At 62.8% G+C, this 18,149-nt stretch carries 15 protein-coding genes and 1 tRNA gene; 6 read left to right on the plus strand and 10 right to left on the minus strand.

From position 1 onward, the window contains the following. Positions 1 to 58 precede the first annotated feature (58 nt). Together fdh and EPD66_RS10670 are read right to left on the minus strand one after the other, a co-directional pair. A complete protein-coding gene (fdh, locus tag EPD66_RS10665) occupies positions 59 to 3,241 on the minus strand; it encodes a formate dehydrogenase (protein WP_142848489.1) in 3,183 nt (1,060 codons plus the stop codon). Beyond that, a complete protein-coding gene (locus EPD66_RS10670; protein WP_142848490.1) occupies positions 3,238 to 3,477 on the minus strand; it encodes a hypothetical protein in 240 nt (79 codons plus the stop codon). Before EPD66_RS10670 ends, fdh begins: the two co-directional genes overlap by 4 nt. A 143-nt stretch (positions 3,478 to 3,620) precedes the next feature. Here EPD66_RS10670 and EPD66_RS10675 point away from each other — a divergent pair, with 143 nt between their 5' ends. From EPD66_RS10675 to EPD66_RS10700, 6 genes are all read left to right on the plus strand, one after another. Beyond that, complete coding sequence (locus tag EPD66_RS10675) at positions 3,621 to 4,559, plus strand: patatin-like phospholipase family protein (protein ID WP_142848491.1); 939 nt, start codon at positions 3,621 to 3,623, stop codon at positions 4,557 to 4,559. Positions 4,560 to 5,111: 552 nt separating this feature from the next. Continuing rightward, positions 5,112 to 5,915: a DUF2243 domain-containing protein gene (locus tag EPD66_RS10680; RefSeq protein ID WP_142848492.1), complete on the plus strand. Its 804-nt coding sequence runs from the start codon at positions 5,112 to 5,114 to the stop codon at positions 5,913 to 5,915. A gap of 59 nt (positions 5,916 to 5,974) precedes the next feature. Then, positions 5,975 to 6,574 (plus strand): DUF2383 domain-containing protein, encoded by a 600-nt coding sequence (locus EPD66_RS10685; RefSeq protein ID WP_142848493.1) that lies wholly within the window; start codon positions 5,975 to 5,977, stop codon positions 6,572 to 6,574. 105 nt (positions 6,575 to 6,679) lie between these two features. Continuing rightward, a complete protein-coding gene (locus tag EPD66_RS10690; RefSeq protein WP_142848494.1) occupies positions 6,680 to 7,189 on the plus strand; it encodes a DUF892 family protein in 510 nt (169 codons plus the stop codon). 71 nt (positions 7,190 to 7,260) lie between these two features. Next, positions 7,261 to 7,461 (plus strand): hypothetical protein, encoded by a 201-nt coding sequence (locus tag EPD66_RS10695; RefSeq protein ID WP_142848495.1) that lies wholly within the window; start codon positions 7,261 to 7,263, stop codon positions 7,459 to 7,461. A 128-nt stretch (positions 7,462 to 7,589) separates the two neighbouring features. Next, entirely contained in the window at positions 7,590 to 9,083 is a 1,494-nt protein-coding gene (locus EPD66_RS10700; RefSeq protein WP_142848496.1) for an aldehyde dehydrogenase family protein, read from the plus strand. A gap of 54 nt (positions 9,084 to 9,137) precedes the next feature. Here the strand turns inward: EPD66_RS10700 and EPD66_RS10705 are convergent, their stop codons facing one another. The 8 genes from EPD66_RS10705 to tig all read right to left on the minus strand — a co-directional run bounded on the left by EPD66_RS10705 (position 9,138) and on the right by tig (position 18,132). Further along, entirely contained in the window at positions 9,138 to 10,364 is a 1,227-nt protein-coding gene (locus EPD66_RS10705) for a hypothetical protein (protein ID WP_142848497.1), read from the minus strand. Positions 10,365 to 10,431: 67 nt separating this feature from the next. Then, the gene (locus EPD66_RS10710; protein ID WP_142848498.1) at positions 10,432 to 11,013 is read right to left on the minus strand and encodes a ferritin-like domain-containing protein; all 582 of its coding nucleotides are present in this window, start codon (positions 11,011 to 11,013) and stop codon (positions 10,432 to 10,434) included. A gap of 187 nt (positions 11,014 to 11,200) precedes the next feature. Beyond that, positions 11,201 to 11,276, minus strand: a tRNA-Val gene (locus EPD66_RS10715). Between the two features lie 210 nt (positions 11,277 to 11,486). Further along, positions 11,487 to 11,759 (minus strand): HU family DNA-binding protein, encoded by a 273-nt coding sequence (locus EPD66_RS10720; protein ID WP_142848499.1) that lies wholly within the window; start codon positions 11,757 to 11,759, stop codon positions 11,487 to 11,489. 312 nt (positions 11,760 to 12,071) lie between these two features. Next, positions 12,072 to 14,477 (minus strand): endopeptidase La, encoded by a 2,406-nt coding sequence (gene lon / locus EPD66_RS10725; protein ID WP_142848500.1) that lies wholly within the window; start codon positions 14,475 to 14,477, stop codon positions 12,072 to 12,074. A 108-nt stretch (positions 14,478 to 14,585) separates the two neighbouring features. Beyond that, entirely contained in the window at positions 14,586 to 15,851 is a 1,266-nt protein-coding gene (gene clpX / locus EPD66_RS10730; RefSeq protein WP_142848501.1) for an ATP-dependent Clp protease ATP-binding subunit ClpX, read from the minus strand. 234 nt (positions 15,852 to 16,085) lie between these two features. Then, positions 16,086 to 16,721: an ATP-dependent Clp endopeptidase proteolytic subunit ClpP gene (gene clpP, locus EPD66_RS10735; protein ID WP_142848502.1), complete on the minus strand. Its 636-nt coding sequence runs from the start codon at positions 16,719 to 16,721 to the stop codon at positions 16,086 to 16,088. Positions 16,722 to 16,779: 58 nt separating this feature from the next. Beyond that, the gene (gene tig / locus EPD66_RS10740) at positions 16,780 to 18,132 is read right to left on the minus strand and encodes a trigger factor (protein ID WP_142848503.1); all 1,353 of its coding nucleotides are present in this window, start codon (positions 18,130 to 18,132) and stop codon (positions 16,780 to 16,782) included. Positions 18,133 to 18,149: the final 17 nt, after the last annotated feature.

Raw genomic sequence — 18,149 nt, forward strand, 5'->3', positions numbered from 1 at the left:
ATGCTTCGAGACGCCCCTGCGGGGCTCCTCAGCATGAGGTTGTTAAATTAGCCTCACCCTAATGCCCCTTGCCCAACCGCCCCCGGCGCAGGTTGCAGGTCAGGGCCTTGTTCTCGTGCATGCTGGTATTGGGGTCGCCGATCAGGGCCGTGAGCACATTGGCGATGTCCCCGGTCGCATAGCCCTTCCAGCCGAAATGCCAGGGCAGGCCGATCTGGTGGATAATCCTGCCGTCATAGTGGAAAGGCCGCAGGCGATGGGTCAGCAAGGCGCGGGTCTCGATCTCGCCGCGCGCCGTGGTCAGCACCACCCAATCCAGGTTCTTGATGCCCAGTTCCTCGGCCAGTTCATAAGAAATCTCTGCGAAGCCTTCCGGCTGCAATTCCGCCGTGGTCGGGACCGAGCGCGTGGGCGTGCCGCCGGAATGATGCTCGGTCAGGCGATAGGTGGTCAGGGCATAGGGGTAGTCCGGGCTGCCCGGATCGTGCAGCGGATTGTCCCAATGCTCCCAGCGCTTGGCGGTGGGATTGCCCTGCACCTTGTACATCGGGTTGCGGATCGGCGCTTCCACCGGCTCGTAATGGGTCGGCAAGGGCCCGTCCTTCAGCCCCGACGGCACGAAGAGCGACGCCTTGCCGTCTGCGATCATGATATAGGGATCGGCCCCGCCGATGGCGTCCATGCCCTGGGGCTGGCTGTCCCAGTCGGGCTTGAAATCGGGCGATTTGGTACGCGGGAAATCCGGCTTGTCATGGCCGTCCCAATGCCCCTTCTCGGCATTCCACCACATCAGCTTCTTGCGCTCGGACCAGGGCTTGCCGTCGGGATCGGCCGAGGCACGGTTGACCAGGGTGCGGCGGTTGGACGGCCAGGCGAAGGCCCAGCCGAGATGTGTCCCCGGCCCGTCAGGGCCATCGGGGCAGCGCGAGCGGGACTGGTTGTGAGCCTCGGCGGGATAAACACCGCTATAGATCCAGCAGCCGCAGGCGGTCGAACCGTCATCCTTCAGGTCCTGGTAATCCCCCACCTGCTTGCGCTCGGGCCAGGTATAGCCGTTGATCTCCTTCAGCACGTCGTCGGCCGATGGCTCGCCCATCACGTCATCCTCGGAATAATCCCAGGTCAGGTTCTTGAGGGGCTCGTCCTGGGGCCGGTCGCTCTCGGCATAAAGCGCCTTCAGCCGTTTCGCCAGATGATGGACGAACCACAATTCCGAACGGCTGTCGCCCGGCCCGTCCACCACCCTGTCATGCCATTGGATCAGGCGATGGGTGTTGGTGAAGGTGCCCGCCTTCTCGCCCGCCAGCGAGGCCGGCATCAGGAAGACCTCGGTCTTGATGTCCTCGGGCCGCACCTCGCCGTTGCGCACCTGATGCCCCTGATACCAGAAGGTGGCGGATTCGGTTTCGGCGAAATCGCGCACCACCAGCCATTCCAGATTGGCGAGGCCGCGCTGGACCATGTGTGAATTGCTCGAACCAACCACCGGATTCTGCCCCATCAGGAACAGCCCGCGAATGACGCCGTCGCGCATGGCCACCGTCATGGGCAGCTGGGAATGGTCGCCGATGATCTTGGGCAGCCAATCGAAGCCCCAGTCGTTTTCCGGCGTGGCGGCGTCGCCATACCAAGCCCGCAACAGGCTGACGGCATATTTCGGGAAATTCGCCCACCAGCCGGTCGGCGTCTGTTCCATCTCCAGGAAATCCTTGAAGGTCTCATGGGGCTTGAAGGCATGGGGCTGGGGCAGATAGCCCGGCAGCATGTCATAGAGCGTCGGGATATCCGTCGAACCCTGGATGCTGGTATGGCCGCGCAGGGCCAGGATGCCGCCGCCGGGGCGCCCGACATTGCCCAGCAGCGCCTGGATGATGGCGGCGGCGCGGATCATCTGCACGCCCGTGCTGTGATGGGTCCAACCCACGGCATAGCAGATGGCGCCGGTGCGGTCGGGGCCGGAATTCTTCGTCAAGGCCTCGCAGATTTTCAGGAAGGTCTCGGCCGGGCAGCCCGTCACCTTCTCGACCATTTCCGGCGTATAGCCGGCATAATGGCGCCGCATGATCTGGTAGACGCAATTCGGGTGCTGCAGGGTCATGTCCTGCGGCGGCGGCCCCTCGCTCAGGCGCTTGGTCTCGTCGTTGAAGCTTTCCGTCGTATCGATGTAATGCTCGGCCAGTGAGGACGGCACGGTCATGCCTTCATACTGCCAGGACTCGTAGGTGTAGCGTTTGCCTTCCTCGTCCCAGCCCGAGAACAGCCCGTCCAGTTCGTCCGGCCCTTGATACCGCTCATCAATGATGGTGGCGATATTCGTGTAATGCAGGGCGTATTCCTTGAACCACAGGTCCTTTTCCAGGATGTAGCGGATGATCCCGCCCAGGAAGGCGATATCGCTGCCCGCCCGCACCGGCGCATAGATGTCGCACAGGGCCGAGGTACGGGTGAAGCGCGGGTCGGCATGAATCACGGTGGCCCCGCGTTCCTTGGCCTGCATCACGAAGCGGAAGGCGATGGGATGGTTCTCGGCCATGTTCGACCCCATCACCAGGATGACGTCGGAATTGGCCAGATCCCATTGCGGCATGGTTGCCGCCCCGCGACCATAGGAGGCACCCAAACTGGGCACCGAGGAAGAGTGTCAAACGCGCGCCTGGTTCTCGATCCAGACCATCCCCAGCCCGCCGGAGAACAGCTTCTTGATGGCATAGTTCTCTTCATTGTCCAGGGTCGCCCCACCCAGCGAGGCCAGGGCCAGCGTATGGTTGACGAGGGTGCCGTCGGGCAGCCTGCGTACGAAGCTCTCGTCGCGGGTGCGCTTGGTCAGAAAGGCGATGCGGTCCATCGCCCAATCCAGCGGCTTGACCTCCCATTCCGTTCCGCCCGGACGGCGGTAGAGCACTTTGTCGATGCGCCGGGGACTGGTCAGCAGGCCGAAGGTCGCCGCGCCCTTGGGGCAGAGCGTGCCCTGGTTGATGGGGCTGCGCGGGTCGCCTTCGACATGAATGACCTTGCCGTCCTTGGCATAGACGAGTTGGGAACAGCCCACCGCGCAATAGGGGCAGATGCTGGTGCCCACGCTATCGGCCTCTTCCAGCCGGGGCCGCAGGCTGCGCGACATGCTGCTCTCGGCGGCCTTGTCGACATGGGACTGGCCCTGAAGCTGCCGGGGCAGTGACCATTCCTTGCCGAAGCTCTTGATGCGATCGAGCAGCGAGCGGCGGCGGGTGGGCTTCCTCATCGGCTTTTCCCCTCGTTCTCTTCCATGCGCAGGTCATGGGCGATGGCGGCCAGCAGGTCCTCGGCCTCTTCATAGCGTACCGAAACCCGCGCCTGCGCCCGTTGCAGCAGGGGCAGGTCCTGAGGCTCGACCGGGGCGGAAGAAGAGAGGACGAAAAGCTTGCTGCGTCCGTCCGCATAGGCCAGCCGGAAACGTCCTTCCTGTACCACCGTAATGACACCGCGCAGTGTCGGCATGGCCTCCTTGCCCAGATGACCAATTCCTGCCTTTCTAAACCGCGCTCCCCAGGGCTTTGTTCCCCGGACAAACGCCTTCTCGGAAGGAACAGAAGGCCGCCGCAGCGGTTGGTTGGGCATGCGCAGCAGGAAAAGGGCCCCCCATGTCCAAAGACAAGCCGATCGTGATCTTCGCCTTCAGCGGCGGCAACGCCTTAGGCCCCTTCGTCGCCGGGGCTTTCGAGGGGCTGACCAAGGCGGGGATCAAGCCCGACATCGTCTGCGGCACATCCACCGGGGCGATCTGTGCCCTTCTGGTCGCGGGCAATCCGCCGGACCGGAGGCTGCCCGCCTTGCATCGCTTCTGGACACAAGTCTCGACGGGCGACGGCCCTTTCCTGGTGCCCAGCCGGGGACCGGCGCGATTGGCGGCCAACCGCTTCGCCCTGCTGCAGGCGCGCCTGCTGGGCCGGCCCGGCCTCTACCGCCCCATGGGCGCCCCCAAAGCCGATGAATGGCCGATACCCGCGCTTTACGATCTTTCGCCCTTGGCAAGGACGCTGGAGGACTTGGCCGATTTCGATTATCTGGGACGCGGACCGCGCCTGACAGTGCATTGCACCGATATTCAAACCGGCGAGGAGGTGATCTTCGACAGCGCCGCCGGGAAGATCAAACCCGAACATATCGTCGCCAGCTGCTCGCTGATGCCCGATTTTCCGCCGCGCCAGGTCGATGGGCGCTGGCTCGCCGATGGCGGCTTCGTCGCCAACCTGCCCCTGCGCATGGCCTGGCAGGCGCCGCCGGGCTCCACGCTCTTCGCCATCGACCTTTTCACCCTTCCGGACTGGCCGTATATGTCGCCGGATGCCCTGGTCGGCCTGGGGCAGGATCTGTTCTTCTCGACCCAATCACGGCATGCCGTCGAAGCGCTCCGGCGGGAACGACCGGATATCCGGCTCCACACCATCACCCACCGGCGCCGTGACGAGGATATCGCCCAGCATAGCTTCGAGTTCTCGGCGCATTCCGTCGCGGCGCGCTGGCAGCAGGGCCTGCATGCGGCAGAGACGCTGGTGCAGTCTCTCGCTCCGGCGGGCTAGCCCCCTCGGCTAGGCGGTTGCACAGGGCCAGACTGCCGCCCCAGACCAGATGGACGGCCAGCATCAGCGCATTGCGGCGCAGCGGATGGCGGGTGGCCGGTTTCAGGATTCGGACGGCGGGGATCCAGCCCAGATAGCTGGCCGTCCACACGCCGACGCCATAAGCCGCGCCTTCCGCCACATTGCCTCGGCCCGGCCCTTTCACGGCGCCATACAAGGCCCCCGCCGCCGCGCCATAGGCGAAATGGGCCAGTTGGGTCGTCTCCACCGTGCTTTGCCTCGGCAAGCCCGCCCGCCGTGCCACTTCCGCCGTGATCTCGGCCGGGGGCAAGGGATAGCGCTCCTCGCGCGGCAAGCGCCGGTAGAGGGCGTTCATGGCAAGAGTCATGGCCGCCGTGGCGACGATCCCCGAGATGGCTCCGCTGGTCCAACCGTTCATGCCGATGCCTCCGCTGTACCGGGAAGAGAACGTGCGGCAGGAGAGCAAAGTTCCGCAGGAACCTGCACGGCATTGCCGTGTTACAGGCTGCGACCCTGCCGGAGAAAACGGACATGGCCGCCACACCCGCCGTTCCTTCCCCTTTCAGCCGCGCCTATTCCTGGGCGGGCTATTGCCTGGGCTTCGCGCTGGGCGGCTTTTTCGACGGCATCCTGCTGCATCAGATCCTGCAATGGCATCACCTGCTGAGCGGATTGGAAGGCGCCACCTTCCGCGACCTGCGCATCCAGGTGATGGCGGACGGGCTGTTTCACCTGGGGATGTATGTCGTGGCGGTGCTGGGACTGTTCCTGCTCTGGCGTGGGCGGCAGGATGCGGTGCGGCCCAAGGGCGACCGCCTGCTGCTGGCGAATGTCCTGCTCGGCTTCGGCCTCTGGCATATCCTCGACATCATCCTGTTCCACTGGCTGCTGGGCTTTCACCGCGTACGCATGGACACATCCTCGCCGCTGATGTGGGACCTAGTCTGGTTCACCCTGTTCGGCATTGCCTTCCTGATTGCCGGATGGCTGCTGCGCCCCCGGCATCCCGGCTCCGGGGCGCCCCAATCCGCGCCTTTCGTTGCCGTCCTGGCCGGGATGGTGATCGGCACCGGCCTGATCAGCACAGGCCCCGCCGGAGACGGCTCGACGGTAACGGTGCTGTTCAAGCCCGGCCTATCGAGCCAGGAAATCTTCACCGCCGTCGCCGCCGTGGGCGCCCGCACCGTCTGGAGCAATCAGGGCGGCGAATTGTGGGTGCTGGATATGAGCGAAAGCGAGGACGGCTCCTCCTGGCAGCTCTACCGCCACGGCGCCGTCTTCGTCAGCGGCGGTTTCCTGCCCGCGGCCTGTTTCTCCTGGGTCACCCCCAACTGATCCGCGCACGTTTTCGCGGCAGGCGTGTTTACAGGTCGAGAACGACAGGAGGACTGACCATGGACGCTATCGAGCCGCTGGTCCATCTGGTCCGGGTCGATATGGACGCCGTACGCGCCTATACCCAGGCCATTCACGCCATCCAAGACGACGGACTGAAGGAGGTATTGCAGGATTTCCGCGAGGATCATGAAAGGCATATCCGCGACCTTTCCGCCGCCATCCGCGATCTGGGCGGCGATCCTCCGCAACAGCCTCATATCTCTGCCTTCGCCCTGGCAGGCTTCACCCGTATCGCCTCGGGGATGGGCGTCTCCACGGCATTGATGGCGATGCAAAGCAACGAGGTGGTGACCAACCAAGCCTACGAGATCGCCTTGAACAGCGGCCTGCCCCGGCAGGTGCTGGACCTGGTCCACCGCAACCACCGCGACGAGCAGCGCCATCTGGAAACCATCCGCACCTGGCTGGAAGACAGTTCTCCCGCCGGGCGGATTCTCAGCACCTCGGCCACCGCCCAGGGCGTGGGCACCTCGGTCTGGATGAACGTGATCAAGGCCAATCCGCTGGCCGCCGCCGTCGCCGCCTCGGGGGCAGCCATGCTGCTGGGCAATGCCATGTTGGGCCGCCGCCGCAGGGAACCCTGGCAGCAGGATTGATCTCTCTCACAAAAGGGCAGGTGCCCTCCTCGCCCGAATGAAAGCGGAACAAGAAGGGGCAGCGAACTGTTTCTTCCGGTGTGAAAATTTGGTGGAGGAATTCTCATGCAACAGGCCAAGGACACCATGATCGCGTGGCTGCGCGATGCCCATGCCATGGAACAAGCGACGGTCGACAATCAGGAACGGTTGGTGTCCCATCTCGAACATTATCCCGAAATCCGCAGCCGGTTCGAGCAGCACATGCAGGAATCGCGCATGCGGGCGGACAAGCTCGAGCGCCATCTGAAGGATCTGGGGGCCGATACATCCACCTTTAAGGAGATGACCACCAAATTCGCCAGCATGGCCCAGCAGACCATCACCGGCGGCTCGTCGGACGAAATCGTCAAGCAGGTGGTCGCCGCCGCCGCCTTCGAGGAATTCGAACTGGCCAACTTCAAGGCCCTGGCGACGGCTGCCGAGCTGAACAACGAACCGGCCATCAAGGCGACCTGCGACGAAGCCGTCCGCGACCAGGAGGAAATGGTCTCGTGGCTTTCCCAACAGATTCCGCCGATCACCCGGGAATATCTGCTGCGCAACGAACAGGGGCGTGGCGACGCCAAGCACTGATCCGCCCAGACATCGGCGAACGAAGGAAGGGAGGCATCGTCCTCCCTTCCTTTCCTTCATGGAACAAACAGATGAAAAAGAACCCGATGATGAGCCTGTGGCTCAGCGGTGCCAATCAGGCCTTTTCAGCGGGACGCGGCCTGTGGATGGCGGAATTTTACCGGCAGCAGAACCTGATGATGAACGAGATGACCAAGCAGATGCTCCAGTTCTGGACCGGAGCCTGGATGCTGCCGCCCGAGCGCAAGACCGGAAAGGACAAACGCCGCTGAGTTTCGTATGACCTCTTTCAGATTGAAGCGCCCCCCTTCTCCTCCAACCCTTTAGAGGAAGGCGGGAGGATGGAGTCACTCTTCCCCGTCTTGAGCCCGCATTGCCGCTTGAGACAATGAATAGCGCCATGTCCCCTTCCGATCTCCTCCAACGCCTCGGCATCCCCGCCGCCACGGACGGCGTGCCGGTCCTCTCTCCCATAGACGGCGCCGAGATCGCCCGGCTGCGCGAGACCCCGCCGGAGGCCATGCCGCAGGTCACCGCCGCCGCCACAGCCGCCTTCCAGGTCTGGCGGCAGGTCCCGGCGCCCCGGCGGGGGGAACTGGTGCGCCTGCTGGGCGAGGAATTGCGCGCGGCCAAGGGGGACCTGGGCCGCCTGGTCAGCCTGGAAACCGGCAAGATCCTTCAGGAGGGCCTGGGCGAGGTCCAGGAGATGATCGACATCTGCGACTTCGCCGTCGGCCTGTCACGCCAGCTCTACGGCCTGACCATGACCTCGGAACGGCCCGGCCACCGCATGATGGAGACTTGGCACCCCCTGGGCCCCTGCGGCGTCATCTCTGCCTTCAACTTTCCCGTGGCCGTGTGGTCGTGGAATGCGGCACTGGCCCTGGTCTGCGGCGATCCGGTGATCTGGAAACCCTCGGAAAAGACCCCCGCCACCGCGCTGGCCTGCCAAAACATCTTCAACCGCGCCGCCGCCCGCTTCGGCGATGCACCCGACAATCTGCTGCAGGTCGTCATCGGCGGCAAAGCCCTGGGCGAGGCACTGGTGGAAAGCCCTGACCTGCCGCTGATTTCCGCCACCGGCTCGACCGCCATGGGCCGCGAGGTCGGCGTCAAGGTCGCCATCCGCTTCGGCCGCAGCCTGCTGGAATTGGGAGGCAATGCGGCAATGATCGTGCGTCCCTCGGCCGACCTGGACATGGCCGTGCGCGCCATCACCTTTTCCGCCGTCGGCACCTGCGGCCAGCGCTGCACCAGCCTGCGCCGCCTGATCCTGCATGAAGACATCTATGACAACCTGCTGCCGCGCTTGGTCAAGGCCTTCGGCTCGGCCCCCATCGGCAATCCGCTGGAGGACGGCACGCTGATCGGCCCACTGGTGGACAAGGGCGCCTTCGATGCCATGCAGGCCGCCCTGGAGCGTGCCCGGGGTGATGGCGGCATCGTCCATGGCGGCGAACGCGTGCTGGCGGACCGCTATCCCGGTGCCTATTACGTCCGCCCCGCCATCGTCGAGATGCCGGAACAGACCGAAATCGTCCGGACGGAGACCTTCGCCCCCATCCTCTATGTCCTGCGCCACCGCAGCATGGAGGAAGCCCTGGCCCTGCATAACGGCGTGCCGCAAGGCCTGTCGTCCTGCATCTTCTCGAGCGATCTGCGGGAATGCGAACTCTTCCTGTCCGCCATCGGATCGGATTGCGGCATCGCCAATGTCAATATCGGCCCCTCGGGCGCCGAGATCGGCGGTGCCTTCGGCGGGGAAAAGGAAACCGGCGGCGGACGGGAATCCGGCTCGGATGCCTGGAAGGCCTATATGCGCCGGGCCACCAACACCATCAATTATTCCACCGAACTGCCCCTGGCCCAGGGCATCCGCTTCGAGATCGGATAAGAAAGAAGGGGCGGTGCCTTCCGGCCCGCCCCTTCCCGCCCATACCGGCCCTTGCTATTCGGCCGCATGCTTCCAGCGCAGCCAGTCCACCGGGTGTTCCCCTTCGGTCTGGAGGCGATATTCATCACCCTTGGCGCTGCGTTCCTGGTTGATGATTTCCTCGGTCGGGGAGTTGTCGTTCGGGCCGTTGACCGTCTTGCGGTAATTGTACCAGCGGTGATCCTTGGGCAGGCTGTCCACCGGCACGATGTCGATGCCGTCGGCCGTCATGTGCAGCTGATCGGCCAGCACGCGGCGGATATATTCCTTGTTGGACTGGAAGGTCAGCACCTCGGGGATTTCCTTCGGCAGCATGGCTTCCGGGTCCTTGCGGTCGATGCTGCGCAGCAGGTCGCAGGCGATGCGCAGATGCTCGATCTCCATGTTCAGGTGAAGCTCCCACAATTGCTTCAGGCGCGGGTCTTCCTCCTGCTGCATGAAGGAATAGTACATGTAGCATTCGTTGTATTCATGAAGGACCAGCATCTCGGTCCAGCTCGCCCCGGCATCCATCAGGGATTCGTACTGGGTGACATGCTGTTCCTCGATCTGGGCGATTTCCAGGTAGAGGGCGCGGGCGATGGGCTCCTGCGGACGGTTGCCGATATTCATGTAGAAATTCATGGTCTGCTGTTCGGCAGCCGTGACGGTCAGGGCATGCAGCAGCGAGATGGGATTGGCGCTGTTGCGGTCCAGCGACATGCGCACATCGTCGAAGGGATGGCGATGTTCCAGGTTCGTCGGACGGCCGGGCATGATTTCCGTCAGGCCCTGGACGATTTCCTCGGCCTTCTTCGACTCCAGCATGTCCAGCAGGTTGGCATAGCGGTACAGATGGTCGAAGTCTTCCAGGAGGCCGAACTCATAGACCTGCTTGGCATAGGAATCCGGTTCGTTCTGCGCCACCCAGGCGGTCAGGTCCACGGCCACCTGCTCGTAGGCAACGGTCACTTCCAACGTGCTTTCCTCGCCGGGGATCAGCCAGTTGATGGCTTTCTGCTGCTGCTGCTCGACACGGCGCGTCATCGCCAATTGCCGCTTCAGGTCCATGTCGATGGTGTGGCGCGCCATCTGATGGCCGAACATCACCGCTTCGACTTCGATGCCGTTCATGACGATGCCACGACAGCGGGAATAGGCCGGAACGCTTTTCTTGTCGTAGGGCTGCATGTTGAGTTCCGACCAGTTACGAAGCTGTCTATCGATCGGAATGCCCTTCTCGGAGAGCGGATTGAACGCCATTTCATGCCTCCTGCTTCATATGATGCGTGCACATGTGCTGTGGGAAGTCGGCGAGGATTGCAGGCCGCTAGCGCCGGCGGCTGATGATCGCGCCACCGATCAGCATGGCCGCGCCGGAAGCGGCAACCATGGCTGCCATCGGATTTTCCTTGATGACATTGAGCCAAAGCGAGGTTCCGGCACCCTGGGCTGTGGCCGTGGCGCTGAGCGCCTTGCCCATGGGGGTGCTGTCTTCCAGCATCCAGCGGATAGCTTCGAGATGACGTTGCTCGTCGCGGTGATTCCGGTCCAGCAACCTCTTGACGTCGCTGGTCAGGTCGTTGCTGTCCAAGGCCATCTCATAGGCTTGGTTGGTCACGACCTCGTTGCTCTGCATCGCCATCAGGGCGGAAGGCAGGCTCATGCCCGAGGCGATGCGGGTGAACCCGGCCAGCACGAATCCCGAGGCATGGGGCTTCTGCGGCGGCTTCCCCCCCAGGTCCAGAATCACATTGGTCAGGTCGCTGACATGCTGCTGATGGTCGGCGCGGAACTCGACCAGCTGCTCCTTGATGTCCCGGTCGCGGATGGCATAGATCGCCTGGGTATAGGCACCCACCGCATCCATATCGACCTTGACGAGATGCCGCAGGGACTCGACTAGGTCCATCACCTCTCCTCCTTACGAAGCTATCGAGAGGCTAACAGCCGAGATGCCGAAAAGTGCCCGCGTCTCTCGCATGGTTATGCGGAAGACGCCAAACGATCCTCATTTGCAGCAGCTTTCCCCGCTTTCCCCGGGCAGGAAAAGCGAAAGCCCCGCCGGAGGATGCGGCGGGGCTTTCGACGGAAAGGGATGGTGGGCGGTGACGGGATCGAACCGCCGACATTCGCTGTGTAAAAGCGACGCTCTGCCAGCTGAGCTAACCGCCCATCGGAGGCCGGAGTATGGCGAGACGAAACGCAAAAGGCAATGCCGTCGTCATAAAGCGTGCCCCAGAAAATCTGCATCTCGCTTCATATTCATATGTTTGGCCTCTGCCTTAGCGCGGCCACCGCCTCAACGGCGGCTCTGAAGACGCGGATAAAAGAAAACCGGCCGCCCTGGGGGCGGCCGGTTCCATTTGCGATCCTGTGCGGTGCTTACTGCACGGAATCCTTCAGCCCCTTGCCGGGCTTGAACTTCGGCTGCTTGGAAGCCGGGATGGTGATCTTCTCACCCGTGCGGGGGTTACGGCCCTCAGAAGCGGCACGTTCGGCCACATTGAAGGTGCCAAAACCGACCAAGCGGACTTCTTCGCCCTTCTTCAGCGCATCGGTGATGGAATCGAACACGCCGTCCACGGCCTTAACCGCATCGGCCTTGGACAGACCCGTAGAATTGGCAACCGCTGCAACCAGATCGTTCTTATTCACCTTGAGGCCCCCTTTGCTACCCACAAGTTATATTACGGAGTAGGAAATACCGAAAAAGGATGAGGCGCAGCATAAATCGGAGTTCTGAGACTCGTCAATCGGAGAAATCGCGCTTTCCCAAGGGATTGTGCGCCTTTCAGGCTTTTTTTGATGCTTTGGGCATGACACATAGCATTTGAATAAAAACCTAATATACGGAAAGACCTCATTTCAGGCGCGTCAAGCGGATTTCCCGGTCCCGCAGCCCGATTTTCCAAAGAAAAAGGGCGCCGCTTTCGCGGCGCCCCTTCAGCCAGAACGACCGGGTAAGGTTTAGTGGGTGACGACACCCACATCGTCTTCCTTGTCCTTGCCGACACGGACCTTCTCTTCTTCCGGCTCGGCCCATTCGATGGGCACCAGCGGACGGACCAGGGCGTTCTGAAGGACCTCGTCCACCGTCGTGACCGGCATGATGTTCAGGCCGCTTTTGACGTTGTCCGGGATCTCGGCCAGATCCTTTTCGTTGTCCTTCGGAATCAGCACCGTCTTCAGGCCGCCGCGCAGGGCGGCCAGCAGCTTCTCCTTCAGGCCGCCGATCGGCAGGACACGGCCGCGCAGGGTGATCTCGCCGGTCATGGCGACATCCTTGCGCACCGGAATGCCGGTCAGCACCGAGACGATGGCCGTGCACATGGCGACACCGGCGGACGGGCCGTCCTTGGGCGTGGCGCCTTCGGGAACGTGGACGTGGATGTCCTTCTTCTCGAAGACCGTCGGCTTGATGCCGAAGGAAACCGCCCGCGAGCGCACATAGGAACGCGCCGCCTGCACCGATTCCTGCATCACATCGCCCAGCTTGCCGGTATGGGTGATCACGCCCTTGCCGGGCATGCTCACGGCCTCGATGGACAGCAGCTCGCCGCCCACTTCGGTCCAGGCCAAGCCGGTCACTACACCGACCATGTCCTCCAACTCCGCCTCGCCGTAGCGGTAGCGGCGGACGCCGGCATATTTCTCCAGCGTCTCGGAAGTCACCGTGATGCTGTCCACATCGGCCGACAGGATTTCCTTGATGGCCTTGCGGGTCAGGTTGGCGATCTCGCGTTCCAGGTTACGCACGCCGGCTTCACGGGTGTAGTAGCGCACCAGGTCGAGCAAGGCCTCGTCGGTGATGCTCCACTCGTTCTCCTTCAGCCCATGCGCCTTCATCTCCTTCGGGATGAGGTGGCGCTTGGCGATCTCGACCTTCTCGTCCTCGGTGTAGCCCGACAGGCGGATGATCTCCATGCGGTCGAGCAGCGGCTGCGGCATGCGCAGCGTGTTCGCCGTGGTCACGAACATCACGTCCGACAGGTCGTAATCGACTTCGAGGTAATGGTCGTTGAAGGTCACGTTCTGCTCGGGGTCGAGGACCTCCAGCAGGGCCGAGGCCGGGTCGCCGCGCCAATCCGCACCCAGCTTGTCCACCTCGTCGAGGAGGAAGAGCGGGTTGGACGACTTGGCCTTCTTCATGCCCTGGATCACCTTGCCGGGCATCGAGCCGATATAGGTGCGGCGGTGGCCGCGGATCTCGGACTCGTCGCGCACGCCGCCCAGCGAGATGCGGACGAAGTTACGGCCGGTGGCCTTGGCCAGCGAAGTACCGAGCGAGGTCTTGCCGACACCCGGCGGGCCGACGAGGCAGAGGATCGGGCCCTTGACCTTGTTGGTGCGCGACTGCACCGCAAGATATTCAAGGATACGTTCCTTGACCTTCTCCAGGCCGTAATGGTCGGCATTCAGGATGCGCTCGGCTTCCTTGATGTCCTTCTTGACCTTGGTGCGCGTCTTCCACGGAATGGACAGGATCCAGTCCAGATAGTTGCGCACGACCGTGGCTTCCGCGGACATGGGGCTCATGGAACGCAGCTTCTTCAGCTCGCCCAGAGCCTTTTCGCGGGCTTCCTTGGTCAGTTTGGTCTTGTTGATGCGCTCTTCGATCTCAGCGGCTTCGTCGCGACCGTCCTCGGTCTCGCCCAGTTCCTTCTGGATCGCCTTGAGCTGTTCGTTCAGGTAGTACTCGCGCTGGGTCTTCTCCATCTGCCGCTTGACGCGGTTGCGGATGCGCTTTTCCACCTGCAGGACGCCGATCTCGCCTTCCATGTAGGAATAGACGCGTTCCAGGCGTTCGCTGATGACGTCGGTCTCCAGCAATTCCTGCTTCTCGGCGATCTTCAGCGACAGATGCGAGGCGACGGTATCGGCCAGCTTGCTGGCATCCTCGATCTGGTTGACCGAAACCAGCACTTCCGGCGGGATCTTCTTGTTGAGCTTGATGTATTGCTCGAACTGCGACACCACCGACCGCGACAGGGCTTCCAGCTCCTGGGGTTCGCCTTCCTGCTCGTCGATGATCTCGGCTTCCGCCTGGAAGAACGTCTGGTTCTCGGCGAAACGGCGAATGCGCGCGCGCTGACCACCTTCGACCAGCACCTTGACCGTGCCGTCGGGAAGCTTCAGCAGCTGCAGCACGGTCGAAACGGTGCCGACCATGTAGATGTCGTCAGTAGTGGGGTCGTCCTGCGCGGCGTTCTTCTGCGCGACCAGCAGGATCTGCTTGTCTTCGCGCATGACATCTTCCAGCGCACGCACCGACTTTTCGCGGCCGACAAAGAGCGGGACAATCATGTGTGGGAAAACCACGATGTCCCGCAACGGAAGGACGGGGTAAACGTCACCACTCGTCAATTCGACCATGCTACCTCTTCAGAAAAAGCGGTCCGGCTCGTCGCCGGACCGACTTCGCTTTCATTGACCATCTAAAAATGGCTTCCGCTCCGCTACCCTTCAAGGGGTATGCCAAAATCAGGCGCTGGAGCCGATGTCCTCACGACGGTCGGAATAGATGTAGAGCGGCTGGGCGCGCCCCTCTACCACTTCCTTGTTGATGACCACCTCTTCCACGCCGTCCAAGCCGGGCAGGTCGAACATGGTGTCGAGCAGGATGCCTTCCATGATCGACCGCAAGCCGCGCGCACCGGTCTTGCGCTGGATGGCCTTCTGGGCGATGGCCGACAGCGCGTCTTCCGAGAAGGACAGACGCACGTCTTCCATCTCGAACAGGCGCTGATACTGCTTGACCAGGGCGTTCTTGGGCTTCGACAGGATGTCGATCAGCGCCGCCTCGTCCAGGTCGTTCAGCGTGGCGATCACCGGCAGACGGCCGACGAATTCCGGAATCAGGCCGAATTTCAGCAGATCCTCGGGCTCCGCCTCGCGCAGGATGTCGCCGGTCCGGCGCTCGTCCGGGCCACGCACTTCCGCCCCGAAACCGATGCCCGTGCCCTTGCCGCGCGAGGAAATGATCTTTTCCAGCCCGGCGAAGGCGCCGCCGCAGATGAACAGGATGTTGGTCGTGTCCACCTGCAGGAATTCCTGCTGCGGATGCTTGCGCCCGCCCTGCGGCGGCACGGAGGCGACGGTCCCTTCCATGATCTTCAGCAAGGCCTGCTGCACGCCCTCGCCCGACACGTCGCGGGTAATCGAGGGGTTGTCGGACTTGCGCGAGATCTTGTCGACCTCGTCGATATAGACGATGCCGCGCTGGGCCCGTTCGACATTGTAGTCGGCGGCCTGCAGCAGCTTCAGGATGATGTTCTCGACATCCTCGCCCACATAGCCGGCCTCGGTCAGGGTCGTGGCGTCGGCCATGGTGAAGGGCACGTCGAGGATGCGGGCGAGAGTTTGCGCCAGCAACGTCTTGCCGCAGCCGGTCGGGCCGATCAGCAGGATGTTGGACTTGGCGAGTTCGACCTCGTTGGCCTTACCACCCGTGCTCAGACGCTTGTAGTGATTGTGCACGGCCACCGATAGAACGCGCTTGGCGTGGAACTGCCCGATGACATAGTCATCCAGCACCGCAGCGATGTCGCGCGGCGTGGGAACGCCGTCTCGGGACCGCACGAGGTGCGTCTTATGCTCCTCGCGGATAATGTCCATGCACAGTTCGACGCATTCGTCACAGATGAAGACCGTCGGCCCGGCGATGAGCTTGCGTACCTCGTGCTGGCTCTTTCCGCAGAAGGAGCAGTACAAGGTATTCTTTGAATCGCCGCTCGTGGATTTGGTCATCGGTTCTCCATTCGGTAAAGCGGCCAGACCTCAATGGAAAGATGTTAGCCGCGTTCGTAGGCAGGGCACAACGCAAAAAAACCGTCAACACCCCCCTTTTCCAGGCCGAATCCGGCCTGATCGCGCCCTCTTCCACCTTCAGTGTCTTGGGGAACATCTTACGGATGATGGCCCCAAACGAGACGAGGGCGGAGTTGCCTCCGCCCTCGTCCGGCCAGACCCTTGAGGGGTCTATCAAGCCTTGTCTTCGTCCGGGCGAGCCGGGCGGGCGGTCACGACTTCGTCGATCAGGCCAAATTCCTTAGCATCCGTGGCAGTCATGAACTTGTCGCGTTCCATCGCCTGTTCGATGACGTCCAACGGCTGGCCGGTATGCTGCACATAGATATCGTTCAGCCGTGAACGCAGCGCAAGGATCTCACGGGCATGGATTTCGATATCCGTGGCCTGCCCCTGGAAACCGCCCGACGGCTGGTGGACCATGATCCGCGAATTGGGCAGCGAATACCGCTTGCCGGGAGCACCGGCGGCCAGCAGCAGCGACCCCATGGACGCCGCCTGGCCGATACAGACGGTCGACACGTCGGGGCGGATGTACTGCATGGTGTCGTACATGGCCATGCCCGAGGTCACGACGCCGCCCGGCGAATTGATGTAGAAGGCGATGTCCTTGTTCGGGTTTTCCGATTCCAGGAACAGCAGCTGGGCGCAGATCAGGCTCGCCACGCCGTCATGGACCGGGCCCGTCAGAAAGATGATGCGTTCCTTCAACAACCGCGAATAGATGTCGAAGGCGCGTTCGCCCCGGTTGGTCTGCTCCACCACCATGGGGACCAGGGTGTTCATATAAAGGTCGATAGGGTCTCGCATTTTTTTCGTTCCTTATCGTCTTCTTCGTTGAGCCGAACCAACCGGGGTAACGCAGAGGTTACTTGGAAGCCTCTTCCGCCGGCTTCTCCTCGCCTTCGGCGTCGGGGTCCTTCATCAGTTCCTCGGCCGTGACGGCCTTGTCGCTGACCTTGGCCAGTTCAAGGATGAAGTCGATGACCTTGTCCTCGTAGACCGGCGCGCGCAGCGAGTTCATGGCGTCGGGATTCTTCTGGTAGTACTGGAATACCAGCTGTTCCTGACCGGGGAAGCGACGGGCTTCGGCCATCAGCGCGCGGTTCAGGTCGTCCTGATTGACCTGAATGTTGTTCTTGCGACCGACTTCCGACAGGACCAGGCCCAGGCGCACGCGGCGCTCGGCGATGCCACGGTATTCGGCCTTCAGCTCGTCCTCGCTCTTGGCCTTGTCGGCTTCGTCGAGACGGCCTTCTTCCTTGTCCTTCTGCAGCTGCTGCCAGATGGCGTCGAATTCCATGTCCACCATGCTCTGGGGCACGGCGAAGTCATGGCCTTCGGCCAGGGCGTCGAGCAGCTTGCGCTTGACCTTGTTGCGCGCGACGGCGGTGTAGTCGCGGCCCATTTCCTCGCGCAGGGCGTTCTTCAGGGCGTCCAGCGATTCCAGGCCGACGGCCTTGGCCAGTTCGTCGTCGATCGGGGTCGGCACGACTTCGCGGACCTCAGTCACCTTGACGGTGAATTCGGCGGGCTTGCCGGCCAGTTCCTCGTTGCCGTATTCCTCGGGGAAGGTCACCGTGACGATGCGCTCTTCACCGGCCTTGGCGCCGATCAGCTGGTCCTCGAAACCGGGGATGAAGGTGCCCGAGCCCAGCTTCAGGCTGTAGCCCTCGGCCTTGCCGCCGGGGAATTCCTCGCCGTTCAGGCGGCCGACGAAGTCGATCACGGCCACATCGCCCGACTTGGCCTCGCGGTCGGCGGGCTCGGTCTTGGACTGGCGCTCGGCGATGGTTTCCAGCGCCTTGTTGATCTCTTCCTCGGCGATCTCGACCTTCTCGCGTTCCAGCTCGATCTTGCTGAAATCCATGGTCTCGAATTCGGGCAGCAGCTCCATGGCCACCGCGAATTCCAGATCGCTGCCCTCTTCGAAGGAGGTGATCTCAACCTTCGGCTGGATGGCGGGGCGCAGGTTGTTGTCGGTGATGGCCGTACGAGTGCCCTCGTTGACCATCGCCTCGAGGACTTCGCCCATGATGGAGGGAAGATACTTCTTGCGCAGAAGCGGCATCGGCACCTTGCCCGGGCGGAAGCCCGGCAGGCGCACGGTACGACCAACTTCGGTCAGTCGGTCCTGAACCTTTTCCTCGATCTGGCCGGCGGGGACCACGACCTTGAATTCGCGCTTCAGACCATCAGCGTTCGTCTGGGTTACCTGCATCGAAATCTCTGCCATCG

The sequence above is a fragment of the Telmatospirillum sp. J64-1 genome (assembly GCF_006980715.1).
Taxonomy (GTDB): Bacteria; Pseudomonadota; Alphaproteobacteria; order Rhodospirillales; family Magnetospirillaceae; genus Oleiliquidispirillum; species Oleiliquidispirillum nitrogeniifigens.

Coding starts and splice junctions, on each gene's coding strand:
- EPD66_RS10670 (WP_142848490.1), bottom strand. CDS start 3,477: ATGCCGACACTGCGCGGTGTCATTACGGTGGTACAGGAAGGACGTTTC.
- EPD66_RS10675 (WP_142848491.1), top strand. CDS start 3,621: ATGTCCAAAGACAAGCCGATCGTGATCTTCGCCTTCAGCGGCGGCAAC.
- EPD66_RS10680 (WP_142848492.1), top strand. CDS start 5,112: ATGGCCGCCACACCCGCCGTTCCTTCCCCTTTCAGCCGCGCCTATTCC.
- EPD66_RS10685 (WP_142848493.1), top strand. CDS start 5,975: ATGGACGCTATCGAGCCGCTGGTCCATCTGGTCCGGGTCGATATGGAC.
- EPD66_RS10690 (WP_142848494.1), top strand. CDS start 6,680: ATGCAACAGGCCAAGGACACCATGATCGCGTGGCTGCGCGATGCCCAT.
- EPD66_RS10695 (WP_142848495.1), top strand. CDS start 7,261: ATGAAAAAGAACCCGATGATGAGCCTGTGGCTCAGCGGTGCCAATCAG.
- EPD66_RS10700 (WP_142848496.1), top strand. CDS start 7,590: ATGTCCCCTTCCGATCTCCTCCAACGCCTCGGCATCCCCGCCGCCACG.
- EPD66_RS10705 (WP_142848497.1), bottom strand. CDS start 10,364: ATGGCGTTCAATCCGCTCTCCGAGAAGGGCATTCCGATCGATAGACAG.
- EPD66_RS10710 (WP_142848498.1), bottom strand. CDS start 11,013: ATGGACCTAGTCGAGTCCCTGCGGCATCTCGTCAAGGTCGATATGGAT.
- lon (WP_142848500.1), bottom strand. CDS start 14,477: ATGGTCGAATTGACGAGTGGTGACGTTTACCCCGTCCTTCCGTTGCGG.
- clpX (WP_142848501.1), bottom strand. CDS start 15,851: ATGACCAAATCCACGAGCGGCGATTCAAAGAATACCTTGTACTGCTCC.
- clpP (WP_142848502.1), bottom strand. CDS start 16,721: ATGCGAGACCCTATCGACCTTTATATGAACACCCTGGTCCCCATGGTG.
- tig (WP_142848503.1), bottom strand. CDS start 18,132: ATGCAGGTAACCCAGACGAACGCTGATGGTCTGAAGCGCGAATTCAAG.